This window comes from Roseivivax sp. THAF30, assembly GCF_009363575.1.
Classification (GTDB): Bacteria; Pseudomonadota; Alphaproteobacteria; order Rhodobacterales; family Rhodobacteraceae; genus Roseivivax; species Roseivivax halotolerans.
The window spans coordinates 26,570-42,746 of record NZ_CP045390.1 but is presented as its reverse complement, the minus strand read 5'-3'; the positions used below and the strand labels follow the sequence as shown (position 1 = coordinate 42,746).

Here is a 16,177-nt window from a genome sequence, read left to right as displayed (position 1 = left end):
GGCAGGACGAAAGGAGCCTCCGGACCCGAGCCCGACGACCGCGGAGAGCCGCCTTCCGATCTTTGCCGCCGGGACAACGTCCTGCCAGCACGACTTCTTCAGCAGCCTGTTAACTGCTACTCACTATCCTCTTCGCTGTCCAAGAAATCGCCAAGCGTCTCGACCACGCCATCTTCGCTTAGTTCTTCGAGGGCATCGAGAACATCTTCTTGATCGGTCTCAGCAATTTTTATTGTCGCCTTGAGCTCGCGCTCTGCCAAGCGGGCGATGTTCTCATCAAGATCGTCACGCCAGACCGACCATATCGGGAACGGGAAGGCTGGCGCATCCGCAACGTAGTGAAGCGCCCCCTCGTCCACGAGTGATTTCACGTATCTGGCTGGCAAATACGCGGCCAAGGACCGATTTTGGATAAAGTCGCCGGCGAGAGCACCGGTTGAGAGCGTGAGCCCTGGATTGGTTAGTGCAGGCAAGTGTAAAGCGTGTGCCTGCACGAACTCGGGCCCCCAATCGACGAACGCGTAACGGTCATTAAGGGTGTCCAGTGTGGGCTCCGGCCACGAAGCCACCATGACGAGCTCTTCTGCCATGACGGGCTTCACCGTCAGCCCAGGCCGGAGCTGTGGCGTGTACATTAATGCAATCTGAACCTGACCTTCTAACAGATAGCGCGTGAGACGGTCGGGCATGCCAACCTCTGCCTTCAAACTCAGATCCTTACGGCACTTCCGCAAACGATCCAGCCACCGGAAGCCCAGGCGGGGCCAGAGAGAATACTGCCCTCCGATACTGAGCGCGTCTGTGTACCCCTTGGGAAGTGCGATTTGCTGACGCGATTCCTCCCAGATCTTGAGCAAGCTCAGCGCATAGCCTTCGAACTCCTCACCGGCGGACGTTAGCGAAGCGCCCGCCTTAGAGCGCACGAAAAGCTCTTGGCCCAAGAGATCTTCCAAACGCTTCACACGCAAACTGATGGCTGACTGTGTCACGAACAGACGCTCTGAGGCGTGACCAAAAGAGCCTGTGGATGCGACCTCAAGAAAGGTTCTGATCAGGGAAATATCCATAGTCAGAAGCCCCTAACACCCTACACGACTCATTTCCAGAACTTGTTGCAAGCACAAATATTATAAATTTCACACTTGCTTAGAGGTTGCTTAAGCACTCGCAAACGAAGGGGCCAAAAGCGTCCGAAACCCATTGTCGAGGAGTGCTTCGAGAACAAAATTGGATGTGAAATACAGTCACAACTTTCGGAGAAGTTTTCACGTATCTCTACACCTCCTTCGAAATCTGACTCAATGCATCTGAGATCTCAGATCACTCCGGACATCTCTAAGGAGAAAGGCCAACCATATGAGAATTCTAAACGTCTCTATAATTGCAGCTAGCAGTGTCGCCTTCACAGCGCCGGCCATCGCGCAGACGGTTTTTAGCAATACTGACATCGCTGAAAACCGAAACGAAGACCTGCGGGATGATATCGACGACGATTTCGACCGCGATCTTGACCGGTTTGGGAATGAAGGTCGTAAGCTTGGCTTCGACGGATCTGTCGCGCTACGTGCTACCGCATCAAGTGGTAATACCGATACCAGCAACGTTGGCATCGGCGCTAATCTTGGTTACTTCGATGGCCAGAATGGTTATGGGCTACAACTGAACTATTCCTACAGCGAAGATAATGGATCCACGACAGAAGAAAGCTTGTTCTACGATTTCGAGTACAATCGCACCTTCACGGATCGCACCTACGGCTTTGCAAAATTGCAGGGCACGGTCGATGAATTCTCCGCATTCGAAAGTGACACATTCCTTGGCTTTGGTCTTGGATATCGCATCATCGATACATCTCAAGTACAGTGGTCTGTCCAAGCTGGTCCAGGATATCGTGTGACAACGTTGGACAACGCGCTTGACGCAGATTTTGACGAAGCCGCTATCAGCGTATCGTCGAATTATGCGTACAATATCAACGATACCACTTTCTTAACCAACGATACAGATATCATTGGCTCAGATTCAGATACCGTCATTGTAAACGAATTTGGCGTGAACGTTGCAATGAGCGAAAGTCTAGCGCTTCGTACAAGCCTCGCGACTGAGTATCACACAGATCCACAGCCTGGTTTCGATGATACGGATAATTCCCTCGGTGTATCTCTGGTTTATAGTTTAAATTAAGGTTTAACCGAGCACCTGGCGGGCCAAATGGCCCGCCTTTTTTCCTTCTATCACTTTTCAGTGTCGAGAATTATACTCCGGTGGTGGTATAGTCTGTCCTTTTTGGCGACATGTCATGAGTGATAAGCCTATCACGCCATACCTATGATATGCCGCTCGATCATAATGACGGCTTCTTCCATGAGAGCATGCATCTTTTGCTGCTCTGGCCACTGGTCCCACGCTAAATCATACAAGTGTATGCTGTCCTCGGGCGCGCCGCCCTCATCCGTCCAGAAAAACGCTCCCTCGCGCACCTGGTCGATCGGGAACGCACCGGTTGTCCACCGCGCTGTGAAGCGCGGTGAGGCCAGATGCGTGATCTGCAAACCACCATCCGGGTGGTCTTCGATGCGCCAGCTCATGATGGCTGCACTCCGCTCGGGGCAGTGCGGCGGTCGAGCCCGTCATCGAGCTCCGGCTCCGGCGGTGTTGGTTGCAGCTCGTGCAAGAAGGTTGCCGCGCGCTGCGCATGACCAGACGCGGCGAAGATCGCGCGCTTGTCGTTCTTCAAGACCTTGAGCCAGGACGCGATATAACTGGCATGATCATCACGGATGTCGGGGGTGATCCCAAGATCAGCCGACAGGAAGGCCGAGCCGATCTCTGCGACCAGCTCTTCCATGGCATAGCCTTCGTCGCCCCAACGCTTGCGACCAAATTCACGGTCGAGACGCTTCGGATGCTTCGTCCAGTGCACGGTCTCATGCAGCAACGTGGCGTAGTAGCTTTCAGGATCGCGGAAGAACTCGAACGGGGGCATCTGGATACGGTCCTGCGACGGCATGTAGAAGGCCCGGTTCCCGCCATGAGTCAGGTCAGCGCCGGTATGCGCAAGGAAGTCCTCGACGGGCGCGATGCGCTCGACCGGATCGAGGGTCGGCTCAGCAGCCTTGGCGTAGTAATGCGGCGGCAGCTCGTCGATCTGCTCGACGTTGAAGACGGTATAGCCCTTCATGAACGGAATGGTGCGCTCGGCATCCTCGCCGGTTTCTTCATCGGTCTCGGTCTTAGTGATCTTGTTAGCGTAGACGACCAAAGCGCCTTTCTCGCCCTTACGGACATGCCCGCCGAGCTCGCGGGCCTGGCGGAAGGTCATCCAGATCGGCGCGGTATATCCGGCAGCTTCGGCTTCCATCCAAAGCATGAACACGTTGATCCCGGAATAGGGCTGTCCGTTGTGGCGAAGGGGGCGTGTGATCCTACCTGCGGCATGTTCCGCGTTCCAGGGTTTCAGCCAAGGCCGGACACCGGCTTCCAGGCTCTCGATAATGCGGTTCGTTATGCGGTCATAAACATCCTCTGAATAGCCCCGTGTTGAATAGCCCCGTGTATCGTAGACGCCTTCTTCGCTAATTTTGAGGCAAGGAGGCCATGATGAGCAGCAGCAAGTTCAGCGATGAGTTCAAGCGGGACGCGGTCGCGCAGATCACCGAGCGGGGCTACCCGGTCAGGGAAGTATCGGAGCGTCTCGGGGTCAGTCCGTATTCGCTCTACGCATGGAAGAAGAAGTTCGCGCAGGCGTCGTCTGGTGAGGCGGAGAAGGACACCGAGATCCGGCGCCTGAAGAAGGAGCTGGCGCGGGTCTCGGAGGAGCGTGACATCCTAAAAAACCGTTTTGGGCCACAGCCCGCCTGTGCGCGGTAGCAACAGCTTGTGCTAAGCTCTTAGCGAAGGGCAGTTGCCGATGGCTTATTGGTGGGCTGAACCCCGTTAAAAACGTGGCACATGGGCTGATGCGCACTTGAGAGTGGTGACGGCGCGCTCGCGGCGATCCCGGATAGGAAGATGACGAACTTGCATGGCCCACGCCCTTCGTTCTGAACCGAGGAGATGTCATGCCCAGACTTACGACCGGCGACCACCCGGACCTGAAGATGGTCAATCCCAATGCGGCCGCGATCGACATCGGCTTGACGATGCACATGGCAGCGGTAAACCCATCCAGCTGTGACATGCCAGTGCGCGCCTTCGGCACGTTCACCCTGGATCTGCACGACCTCGCCGACTGGTTCCGGTCTTGCGGCGTCACCAGCTTGGCCATGGAATCCACCGGCGTCTACTGGATCCCGGCGTTCGAGATCCTCGAGGCCCGAGGCTTCGAGGTGATCCTGGTGAACGCCCGTTATGCCAAGAACGTGCCCGGCCGCAAAACTGATGTCAGCGATGCAGAATGGCTGCGCCAGTTGCATTCCTACGGCCTGCTGCGTGGTAGTTTCCGCCCCGAAGCCGAGATCGCAACCCTGCGTGCTTACATGCGCCAGCGCGAACGTCTCACAGAGTATGCGGCCGCGCATATTCAACACATGCAGAAGGCGCTGATGGAGATGAACTTACAGCTGCACCATGTCGTCTCCGACATCACCGGCGCGACCGGCATGAAGATCATTCGCGCCATCGTCGCGGGTGAGCGCGATACGGACGTGCTGGCCGATTACCGCGATGTGCGATGCAAATCCTCGCCGGAGACAATCCGGGCAGCACTTGTGGGCAATGACCGAGCGGAACATGTCTTCGCTCTGGCGCAGTCGCTTGACCTTTACGACTTCTACAAAGCCAAGATCGAGGAATGTGATCAGCGGCTGGAGGCGGCTGTTGCCGCCCTCTCAGTCAAGGGAGGGGACGATCGGCCGCCGCTGCCGAAGGCCCGGATCAAAGGTAGGCAAGTCAATGCACCGGCCTTCGACGTGCGAGCAGCACTCTACGGGGTATTGGGAACCGACCTGACCCAGATACATAGCCTTGGTCCTTCGCTGGCGCTAAAGCTGGTGGCTGAGTGCGGCACTGATCTGCGCGCGTGGAAGACGGCAAAGCACTTCACATCCTAGCTCTGCCTGGCACCCGGCAACAAGATCTCCGGGGGCAAGCTTCTGTCGTCGAAGACGCGGCGCTCCTCGAGCCGGGCGGCGGCCCTGTTGCGATTGGCCGCCACAACCATCGGAAGCAGCGACACCGCTCTGGGCGCCTTCTATCGCCGTCTCTCGGCGCGGATCGGAAAGCAGAAGGCGGTGACGGCGACCGCCCGCAAGATCGCCGTCCTGTTCTACAACGCCATCCGGCATGGAATGACTTATCAGGATCAGGGCGCCGCAGCCTATGGTGAGCGACACAGGCAACGTGTTCTCTCAAATCTCCAGCGGCGCGCCAGGATACTGGGTTACGCCTTGGCGCCCATGCCAGAACAGCAGGCTGTTTCTTAGGAAGGGCGAGGCTTGTCCGCCATTGGTCCAAGGACAATGCCGAGCGCGTATTTCGCCAGGGATGCAAAGTGAGATACGCGTTCGTGGCCGAGCATCGCGGGCAGTTCTCCGTCCGGGCCATGTGCCGTTGCCTGCGCATCCAGCCGAGTGGCTTCTATGCGTGGATGAAGGCGCCGCCCCGCAAGCGTGCCCAGGAAGACGCCCGCCAGACCGAACTGCTGAAGGAGGCCTGGGTCGAAAGCGGCAAGGTCTATGGGCACCGCAAACTTCACGACGATCTTCTAGAACAGGGCGAAGACGTCTGCCTGAACCGCGTCGCGCGCCTGGCCAGGCTGGCCGGGATCACAGCACAGATCGGCTACAAGCGCCGACCCGGGAAGTATGGTGGCAAACCCTCGGTCGTGGTCGACAACACTCTGGATCGGCAATTCGACGTGGAGGCGCCGGATAAGGTCTGGGTAACCGACATCACCTACATCCGCACCCAGGAAGGCTTCGCCTACCTCGCTGTCATAATAGACCTGTTCTCTCGGCGCGTGGTCGGATGGTCCATGCAGTCGCGCCAGACGACCGACGTCGTGCTCCAGGCTCTGCTCATGGCCACATGGCGGAGGAAGCCGAAGGCTAAGGTGCTGATCCACTCCGATCAGGGAAGTCAGTTCACCAGCATGGACTGGGCCGCTTTCCTGAAAACCCATGACCTCGAGTACTCCATGAGCCGTCGAGGCAACTGCCACGATAACGCCGTCGCCGAAAGCTTCTTCAACCTGCTCAAGCGCGAGAGTATCAGGCGGCGCAGCTACCGCACACGAGAGGAAGCCAGGCGAGACGTGTTCGACTACATCGAGATGTTCTACAACCCGAAGCGCAAGCACGCGCGGAACGGAATGCTGTCGCCTCTCGAGTTCGAGCGGCAGCAGAAACTGAGGAACGAGGGCGTCTAAGAAATTCGGGGCTATTCAGTGTGCCGCATCTAGAACATCCTTTACGCGCACTCGCTAAGTGCCTTTTTGTTTTCAAACCGCAGTTTGCACATCTGAACGGTTTCGGTGCTTCCGAAGGCATCTCGCCGCTCCCTTCTCGCCTCGATTGAGCCAGTCGCAAAATTAGATGCGACATCGCGCAGCAACGAACAGCTTGCAGACCTCGCATCGCGCTATTGGCTGCTGTCAGAGATTGACGCCGAAGACAATTCTCAAGGCGGTGAGCAGCCTTACGCTCTGCAGCGAACCGTACCGTGACCGAGGAAAACTCCTTAAAGTACCTGCAACACGTCATGGCTGGAGCCCCCAGCAGCCAATGGGCGGTGGGCGGCTTGAGAAAACCTTTGCGCAGCGCACGTCTTTGCGGATATTCCATTGCGGCGTTGCAAAAGACTGGGGTGCGAAATGGCTGTCGCGGAGGGAATGGTCAGGGCTCTTGTGAGAGAGTGGCTCGATGATCTTGATGATTTTGCCATAGCCGAGACGCGCAAGCGATTTACCGAGGATGACTACGCCAGCTTTGGGCCTTCCTTGAGGGCAAGGATTTTCGGCTGAGAGCAGCGGCGCGTGCAGGGCATCTGCCAAAACTACGAGCATGGTTCGTAGACGAAGCGAACAGGCTGCAGGATCGAGGTCTGTAGTGCCGCGATGCTCCAAACATAAGCGCAACACTCTGACTACATCAGCGGGCGGTTCGGAGACGTGAACGTGACACTCTCGCGAAGTCGTGGATGATCTTTAGGCCGCGTTTCGAAGAAGGGTGACAGGCTATGCTGGCGAAATCTTGGTATGCAGAAAGCGCACGCGATATCGATGACGCGCTGAGGCAGCTTTATTTGCTCGCCGCCGATCCAGAAATGGATTTTGCCTCGAAGGCGAAAAAGCTTTTGAGGGTTGGTTGTGAGGCCTTGGATCTGTCTCTCGGGATCATCAGCAAGATCACTGATGAGCGTTATGTCGTACGGTTCAGCTTCGGTCTGGGTGATGCCCCGACCGTGGGAACCTCGTTTGATCTGTCGGGCACTTACTGTGTGCATACGCTCGAGGCCCGCGACGTTACGGCGTTTCACCATGTCGGCGCGTCCGCGATAAAGACGCACCCCTGCTACGCGGACTTCGGTCTGGAAAGCTACATTGGCGTACCTTTGAAGGTGCATGGGAAAGCACGCGGCACCCTGAACTTCTCGTGCGCCTCGCCCCGTCAGCAGCCTTTCAGCGACAAAGAGTTGGAGCTTGTCAGATTTTTCGGAAAGTGGATTTCCAAGGAATGGGAGCTGGAGCTCGAGAAGCACGACCTCGAGAACAAAACGATGCTTCTCGAGGCGATTTTGGAAGCCATGCCTGATGCCATGGTCTTTGCGAATAAGCATCGGGAAATCGTTGCGGTCAATCCTGCCGCAGAAAACATGTTCGGATATCCGTCCTCCGACCTGGAAGGTCGGAAAAGCTCGGCGCTCTACGCAAGTCTCGATGCCTACGAAGAGGCCGGACAGCGCGCCTACAACCAAGAGGTGTCGGGCAAGAGCGCGCCGATGATGGTCGACTACATGCACAAGTCAGGCCGAATCGTAGTGGGAGAGACGCATTCTGCTCCAATGGATTCCTCGAGCGGGGATAGGATCGGCTACCTAGCGGTCATCCGCGATGCGACGTCGCGCAGCCGAGCAGACGCGGAGCGCGATAATGCGATTGCAGCCGCCAGTCATGAGTTGAAAACGCCAATCACGACCTTGAAAGGCGCTTTGCGCCTGCTGGAGCTGTATACGGCCGATCTTTCATCTGATGCAAAGCAGCTCCTGACGAGCGCTGCGCGAAGCTCAGACCGCCTTGAAGCATTGACCCGCTCCATCTTGGACGCAGGAAGGCTTTCGGCGCAGTCCAAAGAAGTACAGTTCGAGGAGATCAGCCTCAGCTTGCTCCTGGAATCCTGTGTGTTCGACACTCAGCGATTTGCGGAAGACAATGACGTGCAGATCTCAACGCCGAAGGTGAACCGTGCAGATTACGTTGTTCGAGGCATAGAAGCGATGCTCCTGCAGCTGACGGTGAACCTCGTCACCAATGCAATAAAGGCGTCGCCGAAAGGCGGATTGGTTGAGTTGGGGCTGCTCCCGGACCGCGCCGGTTTCTGGGTCAAGGATAGGGGACAGGGAATTCCTGAGAGGATCCGACCAGTCTTGTATGATCGCTTTACAAAGGCGGGCGAGACGTCCTACCGCTTTGGTGGCGGAACAGGGCTTGGTATGAGCATCGTCAAGGCGATCGTCGACCAACACCACGGTAGCATATCGTTCGACAGCGAAATCGGGGTTGGAACAACGTTCTACGTCGAACTGCCCGAGGTGGAGTGAGAAGCCAGATCGAAAAAGCTGCACTCCTGTCGATCATCATTACGAACGTTGTGGTAAGTGGGGTGCGGGGATAACTCTTCATATCCTGGGAAAACAATGTCCCCGCTGAAAGCCCTTCTGACTTTCATGAGCCCAGCCTCGGCACGAAGTTGCCACAGATCGACAGGACAAAAAAGAACGCCCAAAAGTTAGCAATTCAATAGCCAACTTTTGAGCGCTTAGGTTGTTGTGCGTAGTATGTCGTTCAACCCTAGGGCAGAGAGGGTGTCCAAGTAAAGACCTTAAATGTAGGTTGACCCGTGCAGCGACTTGCTCGGCGACAGGTCGCGCTATCTCTACGCGGCATGACACAGGAAGAGAAAATCAGGACACTTCGCCGTGCGATCGCATCGATCCTAAGGGAAGCCGCGAAGCTCGAGGTTGATGATCCAGGGCTGCGTGAGGCACTCGACGACGCGACAGACGCCTACCACAGCACAGCAGGCGAGTGAGTTGATCCGCACGACGTAAGAGACGGGCATCGTCTTCATTTGTCCGTAACCGGTGTTTTCTCCCCACCTTCCTGCGCCCGGCCAGATCTGAGATCGGCTCCTTCAGGGTCAAATGGGAAGGAGTCTCTCCATGGATGCTACATTGGAGGTTCTCACGGTTGGTGGAAGCCGTCGGCGGAACCGGAAGTGGCCGGCTGAGGTGAAGGCCCGGATCGTAGCGGAGACTTTGCGGCCGGGGGCGAGTGTTGCAGCGGTGGCGCGAACACATGGCATTCAGGCGAACCATGTTTCCTCATGGCGAACGATGGCGCGTCAGGGCAAGCTGGTGCTGCCTGCGCCGGATGATGAGGTCGAGTTTGCCACGATGCTTGTCGCGCCACCGGCCCTCGAGAAGGCGGCCCCCGCCTCCGGACCTGCCGAGATCATCATGGGAGCGGTGACGATCCGGCTCGAGGCTGGGGCCTCCGCGGAACGGATTGCCGCAATCGTGCGTGCGTTGGCAGCTCCGGCATGATCTTCCCGTCGAACCGGGTGCGGATCCTGGTCGCCACCAGACCGGTGGACTTCGGCAAGGGGCATGACGGGTTGGCGGCTCTGGTGAAGAACGAGCTGCGCAAGGAGCCTGAACCGCGCCGGGTCTGCCGGAGGCTGATTTTCGTTAGTTACGCGGCGACGGCATCGGCTTCCAGAGCTGCGTAGTATTCTTCTTCGGCTTCGGCGGGCGGGATGTTCCCGATGGGCTGGAGCAGGCGGCGGGTATTGAACCAGTCGACCCATTCGAGCGTCGCGTATTCGACGGCCTCGAAACTGCGCCAAGGGCCGCGGCGGTGGATGACCTCCGCCTTGAACAGGCCGTTGATGGTCTCCGCGAGAGCGTTGTCATAGCTGTCTCCGACGCTTCCGACAGAGGGCTCGATACCGGCCTCGCCCAAACGCTCGGAATACTTTATGGACAGGTATTGGGATCCGCGATCCGAGTGGTGGATCAGTCCCATGCCCTTCGCCGGCCGGCGCTCATGGACCGCCTGCTCCAGCGCATCGAGAACAAAGCCCGCATGGGCCGATGTGCTGACCCTCCAGCCCACGATGCGTCTGGCGTAAGCATCGATGACGAAGGCGACGTAAGCGAACCCTTTCCAGGTGGCCACGTAGGTAAAGTCGCTGACCCAGAGCCTGTTCGGCGCGGGCACGCGGAACTGCCGATTCACCTTGTCGAGCGGACATGGCGCCTTCTTGTCCGGCACCGTCGTGCGATGTGGCTTGCCGCGAATGATGCCCTGAAGGCCCATATCCTTCATCAGCCTGGCCACGGTGCAGCGGGCGACAGTGATCCCCTCGCGCCCGAGCTGCCGCCAGACCTTGCGGACACCGTAGACCTGCCAGTTCTCGTCGAACACGCGGTGGATCTCGGGGCGCAGAGCCGCGTCCCGTTTGGCACGCGCCGACCTTCGGGCAGGTTCTGCCCGCTTCGCCAAGTGATCGTAGTAGGTGGAAGGGGCGATCGGCAGCACCTTGCAGATCGGCTCGACCCCGTGCTCCGCACGATGAGCATCGATGAACGACACCATCACTTCGACCGGCGGTCGAGCTCCGCCTGGGCAAAATATGCGCTCGACATTGTCCTCGGACCAATGGCGGACAATGTCTCGCCCTTGCGGAGGATCTCGTTCGCCTGGCGCAGCTCCCGGTTCTCCCGCTCGAGCGCCTTCATCTTCTCGGCCATGTCGCTCGAGATGCCCGCGCGCTGCCCGCTGTCGACCTCGGCCTTCTTGACCCAGCTGTTCAACGTGTTCGCGGAACAACCGATCTTCGCGGCCACCGAGGTGATCGCCTGCCAGCGCGATCCATGCTGACCCGGATTGTCGAGGACCATGCGCACTGCGCGCTCGCGGACCTCAGGGGAGAACTTGTTCGTTGTCTTGCTCATGATGGCTCCAGTCTACTCAAGAGTTGGAGCCTCCGGCAGACCCGGCGCGGTTCACTTTGCGTTCCGGGAAGACCCCTCAGCCTTGAACTGGAGCATGTAAACGACCGAGCAGCGGGACTCTTTCTCGATTGAGCGCTGGTGCTGCCCGCCGGACTGAAGCGGCTGGAAAGATGCCGAGCCACGATCTATGTCCACCGCCGCGGTGGGTTTGGATTAACGGAAGTCCGTTCGACTGCACTTTTAACAAGGTCTCGCCTTGAGCCCTTGATAGGGCTTTGTTTTGCCAGGACATTCAGTGTTGCGGCCCACTTTTTTGCACCTTCGTCATTGAAGCCACGTACTTGAGGGCTTTCGCGCTATTGCTGCATTCCAATCTCCAGATGTCCCGCGACTGAGGCGTGGCTAACCACGACACAGGGAAAATCCGACCGCTCTCTGCGGCGAATCAGACTGAATTCACTGGGATGCGCGGTTGCCACCACTAAAAGGCAGCGTTAGGAAGCAAGTGTTATGTCATAACATATATTGCCAAAGGATCGCTGATCCGTCGATAACAAGGAGACACCCATGCAACACACATTCGCCAATAACGTCAGCGTCCTGACCTCCATCGCATTGCTCGCCTTGGCCACGCCAGGCATCGCGGAAAGCGAAGGGGCGTCAGATCACTCTCACGATCACTCAGAAGAACACGCCCACGATCATGGCGATAACGACATTTACAAAGGTTACTTCGAAGACGATCAAATCAAGCCACGCGATCTCTCGGACTGGGCCGGCGACTGGCAGTCGGTCTATCCGCTTCTGCAGAATGGAACGCTCGACCCGGTCATGGCGCACAAGGCAGAGCATGGCGACAAGAGTTCGGCGGAATACACCGCCTATTACACCACTGGATACGAGACCGAGGTTGACCGTATCTTTATCGAAGGCGATCGCGTTACGTTCTTCGAGGACGGGAACCCGCTTCAGGGCCGCTATGTCGACGATGGATACGAAGTCTTGACCTACGAGGCCGGTAACCGCGGCGTTCGCTACATCTTCGAGAAGTCAGGTGGTGACGCTGAAGCGCCTTCCTACATTCAGTTCAGCGACCACGCCATCGCACCCACCGATGCCGGCCATTTTCACCTGTATTGGGGTGATAACCGGTCTGAGCTGCTGGAGGAGGTGACCAATTGGCCGACCTACTACCCCGCCGACCTGAGCGGCGAAGCGGTAGCGGAAGAAATGATGGCTCACTGATATCAGAACCAAGGGCAGCCCCAATGGGGGCTGTCCTCGCGCCTCGAAAGTTCGACAACCGACGACTATGCAAAAATAGCGAAAGTCGGCTTCTTGTTCTATTCTCGAGTAGTTTCGCGGTCGCGGCGAACGGCCGCTGTCCGCCGATTCTGTGGAAAAACACTCGTTTGCTGGCGCAGAATATCGACGCATGGAAGGGGCACGAGCGCCTTTCGTGTCAGGCTTTTCGCGGTTGCTGCGGTGCAGGAAGGATCTTAGCCAGTTTGCGGAGGTTCTGGGCGGCTGCGGCGAGTAGGAATTCGTCGTTTGCGCCGTATGGCCCGCGTAATCGGAGCCGATTGAGGCCGAGGATTCGCTTGAGGTGGGCAAACAGCATCTCGACCTTCTTCCGTAGCTTCATCGAGATTACGTATTGGTCGGTCTTGGCGATCTCGCGGGCGACCTGGCGGGCGTCTTCATGTTCTTCACGAGTGATGGATCTGGCATCAGCGTTCGGGCAGCATTTTGCTTTGGATGGGCAGGCCTGGCAGGTCAGTTTCAGGGCACGGTACTTCGCTCTACCCTGTCCGGTCGGCCCCCGGTTCGGGTCGGAATAGTTCCTTCGGAATTGCTTCAGTTCTTGCCCCTCGGGGCAGATGTATCGGTCGTTCTCGGCGTCCCACTCGAAGTCCGCTCGGCTCCAGGTGCCGTCGGTGCGCTCGGACTTGTCCAAGACCGGAATATGCGGCGCGATCTTGCGGTCGACCAGCCAGCCCAGCATGGGCCCAGTGCCGTAGGCCGTGTCCGCGATCAGCCGTTCAGGATGCAGATCGAACCTGGCCTTCACCCGGTCCAGCATGGTCTTGGTCGAACCGACCTCGGCTTGCCGGATGGACCTGGTGGCTTCGACATCCACGATCACGCCATGATCCTTGTCGATCAGATAATTGTCGGAATAGCTGAAGAATGCCGGGCCCTTGCGGGCTGCCGTCCACTGGCTGGCGGGGTCGGAATGCGACGTGAACTTGGGCTGCACCTCGCTGGCGGCACCGAACGCTACCTCGTCCAGGGTGTCGAGATACTCGCGAACGGCCCGCGATGCGTCGGCGGGATCAATCTGCCCCGCATCCCATTCTTCCTTCGGCGTCGAGTTTTGTTTGTTCGCATCCGCCTCGATGAGGCTTGCATCAACGGCCATGCGCTGGCCGCTGACGAGGCCTTCGTCGATGCAGCGGGCAACGGTCGTTTCGAACAGGTGGCGAAGCAATTCGCTGTCGCGGAATCGCCCGTGCCGGTTCTTCGAAAACGTCGAGTGATCCGGGACCCTGTCACTCAGATCGAGGCGGCAGAACCAGCGATATGCCAGATTCAGATGCACCTCTTCGCACAGCCGCCGCTCTGACCGAATGCCGAAGCAATAGCCGACCAGCAGCATGCGGATCAGCAACTCGGGATCGACCGAGGGGCGGCCAGTGTGGCTGTAGAAATCCGCAAGATGGGCGCGGATGCTGCTCAGGTCGACAAAGCGGTCGATGGATCGAAGCAAGTGGTCTTGCGGGACGTGATCCTCAAGCGAGAACTCGTAGAACAACGCCGGTTGCACCTCCTGCCGCGGTCCCATCATCGCCGATCCTCCCACCCTTCGCAGGAATTGAATCAGCCAGATGCCACCCGATCAAGGACGAGTTTTTCAACGGAATACGCCCATCATTCAGATTTCTGCACCGCAAAAGGGTGTCGAAACCCCGCCGGACAAGCCAACCTCGTCACCCTATCGAGCTACCAGCTTTTCGCCGCCGTCCTCTACTCGCAACATCGCTTCCATGTCGTCCAAATCATCGACAGCAGAGCGCATCTGCGCCTCATCATCCACGTCCACTGCCTCGGCATCCGTGACTGTGCCCCCAAAATCCATCTCCATCTGTCGTTGTTCCTCGGCGACAACGGCTTGAACGACAGGTGCTGTCTTCTTTGTGGCAACATGGGCTTGCCCTGTCGGTCGGCCATCAGCGGCCTGGCGCGCTACCTCTACATCGGCCTCAGGTCCACGGGGCCCGTCCGGTGAGGGTGTCATCGGCATGGCGCGCAGACTCAACGGCAGATTGCGTTGCGGCCCCCCTCCCCCCGGCTCCGGAAACGGCAACTCGCCTGTCTGCGCCGCGTAGATCGCATTGAACAGCCGGTCGTCGAAATACTGGATCCGCTTCGCACGGACGGGCATTTGCGCATCGATCACCATGACGATCTCGTCGAGCGGCAGGCGGCGGGCCTCATCTTCCGGCAACAGCGAGCTTTCTTCGGTTCGCGTGGATTGGCTGCGGCCCTCAAAAGGGTTCTTGCCGATGGATTGCGACCGCGTGACCACGGTCTTCGTGGTCTTGCCAACCGCCTTGCTCAACTCCTCGACGGTTTTTTCATCGGAGGGCGTCAGGTAGAGCTTCACGCCGGCATTCCCCTGCAGCGCGCGGCGGGTGTTCTCGCCATAGATTTCATCAAGGGCGGGGATGGTTTGTGTCACCACGGCCAGGTGGCCGCGATAGGTGCGCAGGGTCTCGATGCTCTCGACCACGATGGGCATCTTGCCGAGGCGGTTGAACTCATCGAGCATGATCATCACGGGCCACGGCTCATCCGGTCCGGGGTCCTTTTCCTGCATGGCGGAGAGAAGATCGGAGAAGAAGAGGCGGATAAGCGGCGCGAGGGGTTTCACCATCAGCGGCTGGACGACGAGGTAGACCGAGAAGGGCTTCTTGCGGATGGTCCGGAAATCAAAGTCCGACACCGCCGTCGCCTCATCGATGGCCGGGTTCTGCCATTGGTCGAGCCCGGAGGTCATTAGAAGCGAGACGTAAGAGGTCAGCGTGTCATTGTTGGTCGAGGCCAGCCGCGTGAAGATCAGCTTGGCAGCCCTGTTGTCCACCTCGTGGCCGCGCGCAAAATACTCCTTCTGCTTGTTCCCGCCAGACGCGGCGATGCGGTAGATCTCGCCCAAGGTCGGACGCTTGCGCTGGAAGGCCAAGAGCCCTGCCGCCACGAAGAGATCGATCCCGCCCTTGAGGAGGCCCTGCACCCGATCGTTGTCGCTTTGCAGGAACAGCGTCGCGAGAAGCCGCAGTTCCATCTGCTGGCGCGCGGGATCTTTCAGTTGATAGATGCGCAGGAGCGGGTTGTAGCGATGCGTGCGCTTGCCCTCCCAATCGGTGGGGGCAAAGCGATAGACCTTGTCGCCTTGGGCCGCGCGGTGACGGGCCGTGGCCTCGAAACACTCGCCCTTTACATCGAGCGTCACGGCGGAGCCTTGCCAGGTCAGCAAGTTCGGAATGACAAAGCCCGTTGTCTTGCCGCGGCCCGTGGGGGCCACGATCAGCGCGTGTGGGAAGACCTTCGAGCAGATGTACTTTGCGCGGGAGCCGGGCGTCCCAAGTTTGCCGAGGATAAACCCTGTCCCAGGTGCACCGAAGAACCCGTTGGCCTTCATCTCGCGCGCGCTCTGCCAATGGGTCTGGCCAAAGCGTGTGAGGGCTGACCCTGAGAGGGCGAGGCTCAGCATCAGGCCAGCTGCGGCAAAGCTGCCGATGATCAGGTGAATAAGCTGGGCATCCTCTGGGCGGCGTTCGAGGATCGCCAGATAGTTCTGCGCGATATAGGCGAAGTCGATCTCGGCCCCGAAGCCCAGATCCTGGTAGGTCAGCACCGCCGAAGCGATGGTGTAGCCCATGGTGGCGGTCACCAGCGTTACCAGCGAGACACCGGTCGCGATCCGCGCCTTTCCCATAGC

The 16,177-nt window shown here is 58.6% G+C and carries 11 protein-coding genes, 3 pseudogenes and 1 other annotated feature; of the genes and pseudogenes, 7 read left to right on the top strand and 7 right to left on the bottom strand.

From position 1 onward, the window contains the following. Positions 1-116: 116 nt before the first annotated feature. Positions 117-1,067, bottom strand: coding sequence for a LysR family transcriptional regulator (locus FIU91_RS18775; protein ID WP_152456148.1), 951 nt, complete (start codon positions 1,065-1,067; stop codon positions 117-119). Positions 1,068-1,356: 289 nt separating this feature from the next. Between FIU91_RS18775 and FIU91_RS18770 the strand changes: the two genes are divergently transcribed. Beyond that, on the top strand, positions 1,357-2,184 hold the full coding sequence (locus tag FIU91_RS18770; RefSeq protein WP_152456146.1) for a YdiY family protein: 828 nt from the start codon (positions 1,357-1,359) through the stop codon (positions 2,182-2,184). A 131-nt stretch (positions 2,185-2,315) separates the two neighbouring features. Here FIU91_RS18770 and FIU91_RS18765 read toward each other — a convergent pair whose 3' ends face one another. Together FIU91_RS18765 and FIU91_RS18760 are read right to left on the bottom strand one after the other, a co-directional pair. Beyond that, on the bottom strand, positions 2,316-2,588 hold the full coding sequence (locus tag FIU91_RS18765) for a hypothetical protein (protein ID WP_152456144.1): 273 nt from the start codon (positions 2,586-2,588) through the stop codon (positions 2,316-2,318). Further along, complete coding sequence (locus FIU91_RS18760; protein ID WP_152456142.1) at positions 2,585-3,580, bottom strand: ArdC family protein; 996 nt, start codon at positions 3,578-3,580, stop codon at positions 2,585-2,587. Before FIU91_RS18760 ends, FIU91_RS18765 begins: the two co-directional genes overlap by 4 nt. A 17-nt stretch (positions 3,581-3,597) precedes the next feature. Here FIU91_RS18760 and FIU91_RS18755 point away from each other — a divergent pair. The 4 genes and pseudogenes from FIU91_RS18755 to FIU91_RS18740 form a co-directional block, all read left to right on the top strand. After that, positions 3,598-3,834, top strand: a pseudogene (locus FIU91_RS18755) (transposase); the annotation flags it as partial. A 227-nt stretch (positions 3,835-4,061) separates the two neighbouring features. Then, positions 4,062-5,423, top strand: a pseudogene (locus FIU91_RS18750) (IS110 family transposase). An 11-nt stretch (positions 5,424-5,434) separates the two neighbouring features. Next, a pseudogene (locus FIU91_RS18745) lies at positions 5,435-6,367 on the top strand (IS3 family transposase); the annotation flags it as partial. 809 nt (positions 6,368-7,176) lie between these two features. Next, complete coding sequence (locus FIU91_RS18740) at positions 7,177-8,757, top strand: ATP-binding protein (protein WP_152456140.1); 1,581 nt, start codon at positions 7,177-7,179, stop codon at positions 8,755-8,757. Between the two features lie 395 nt (positions 8,758-9,152). On the opposite strand, the gene FIU91_RS19740 is transcribed toward FIU91_RS18740, so the two are convergent. Then, positions 9,153-9,287: a hypothetical protein gene (locus FIU91_RS19740; protein ID WP_256371899.1), complete on the bottom strand. Its 135-nt coding sequence runs from the start codon at positions 9,285-9,287 to the stop codon at positions 9,153-9,155. A 91-nt stretch (positions 9,288-9,378) separates the two neighbouring features. Here FIU91_RS19740 and FIU91_RS18735 point away from each other — a divergent pair, with 91 nt between their 5' ends. Further along, positions 9,379-9,762, top strand: coding sequence for a transposase (locus tag FIU91_RS18735; protein ID WP_093014998.1), 384 nt, complete (start codon positions 9,379-9,381; stop codon positions 9,760-9,762). 148 nt (positions 9,763-9,910) lie between these two features. On the opposite strand, the gene FIU91_RS18730 is transcribed toward FIU91_RS18735, so the two are convergent. Beyond that, positions 9,911-11,175 (bottom strand): IS3 family transposase gene (locus FIU91_RS18730; RefSeq protein WP_254702124.1). Its coding sequence is split into 2 segments (ribosomal slippage): positions 9,911-10,845 and positions 10,845-11,175, totalling 1,266 coding nucleotides; the frame shifts between segments, so codons are not numbered across the junction. Further along, positions 10,742-10,858, bottom strand: a sequence feature (AL1L pseudoknot). Its footprint overlaps the gene before it by 117 nt. Positions 11,176-11,742: 567 nt before the next feature. Between FIU91_RS18730 and FIU91_RS18725 the strand changes: the two genes are divergently transcribed. Continuing rightward, entirely contained in the window at positions 11,743-12,420 is a 678-nt protein-coding gene (locus FIU91_RS18725) for a metal-binding protein ZinT (RefSeq protein ID WP_152456138.1), read from the top strand. Positions 12,421-12,637: 217 nt separating this feature from the next. Here FIU91_RS18725 and FIU91_RS18720 read toward each other — a convergent pair whose 3' ends face one another. Next, positions 12,638-14,023, bottom strand: a complete 1,386-nt coding sequence (locus tag FIU91_RS18720) for a transposase (protein WP_152456136.1) — start codon at positions 14,021-14,023, stop codon at positions 12,638-12,640. Positions 14,024-14,170: 147 nt separating this feature from the next. Beyond that, a complete protein-coding gene (locus FIU91_RS18715) occupies positions 14,171-16,174 on the bottom strand; it encodes a type IV secretory system conjugative DNA transfer family protein (protein ID WP_152463810.1) in 2,004 nt (667 codons plus the stop codon). Between the last annotated feature and the right edge of the window lie 3 nt (positions 16,175-16,177).

Excerpts from the sequence above, each read along its gene's own strand:
- FIU91_RS18775 (WP_152456148.1), bottom strand. The coding sequence starts at position 1,067 with ATGGATATTTCCCTGATCAGAACCTTTCTTGAGGTCGCATCCACAGGC.
- FIU91_RS18735 (WP_093014998.1), top strand. The coding sequence starts at position 9,379 with ATGGATGCTACATTGGAGGTTCTCACGGTTGGTGGAAGCCGTCGGCGG.
- FIU91_RS18765 (WP_152456144.1), bottom strand. The coding sequence starts at position 2,588 with ATGAGCTGGCGCATCGAAGACCACCCGGATGGTGGTTTGCAGATCACG.
- FIU91_RS18715 (WP_152463810.1), bottom strand. The coding sequence starts at position 16,174 with ATGGGAAAGGCGCGGATCGCGACCGGTGTCTCGCTGGTAACGCTGGTG.
- FIU91_RS18770 (WP_152456146.1), top strand. The coding sequence starts at position 1,357 with ATGAGAATTCTAAACGTCTCTATAATTGCAGCTAGCAGTGTCGCCTTC.
- FIU91_RS18720 (WP_152456136.1), bottom strand. The coding sequence starts at position 14,023 with ATGATGGGACCGCGGCAGGAGGTGCAACCGGCGTTGTTCTACGAGTTC.
- FIU91_RS18740 (WP_152456140.1), top strand. The coding sequence starts at position 7,177 with ATGCTGGCGAAATCTTGGTATGCAGAAAGCGCACGCGATATCGATGAC.
- FIU91_RS19740 (WP_256371899.1), bottom strand. The coding sequence starts at position 9,287 with ATGAAGACGATGCCCGTCTCTTACGTCGTGCGGATCAACTCACTCGCC.
- FIU91_RS18725 (WP_152456138.1), top strand. The coding sequence starts at position 11,743 with ATGCAACACACATTCGCCAATAACGTCAGCGTCCTGACCTCCATCGCA.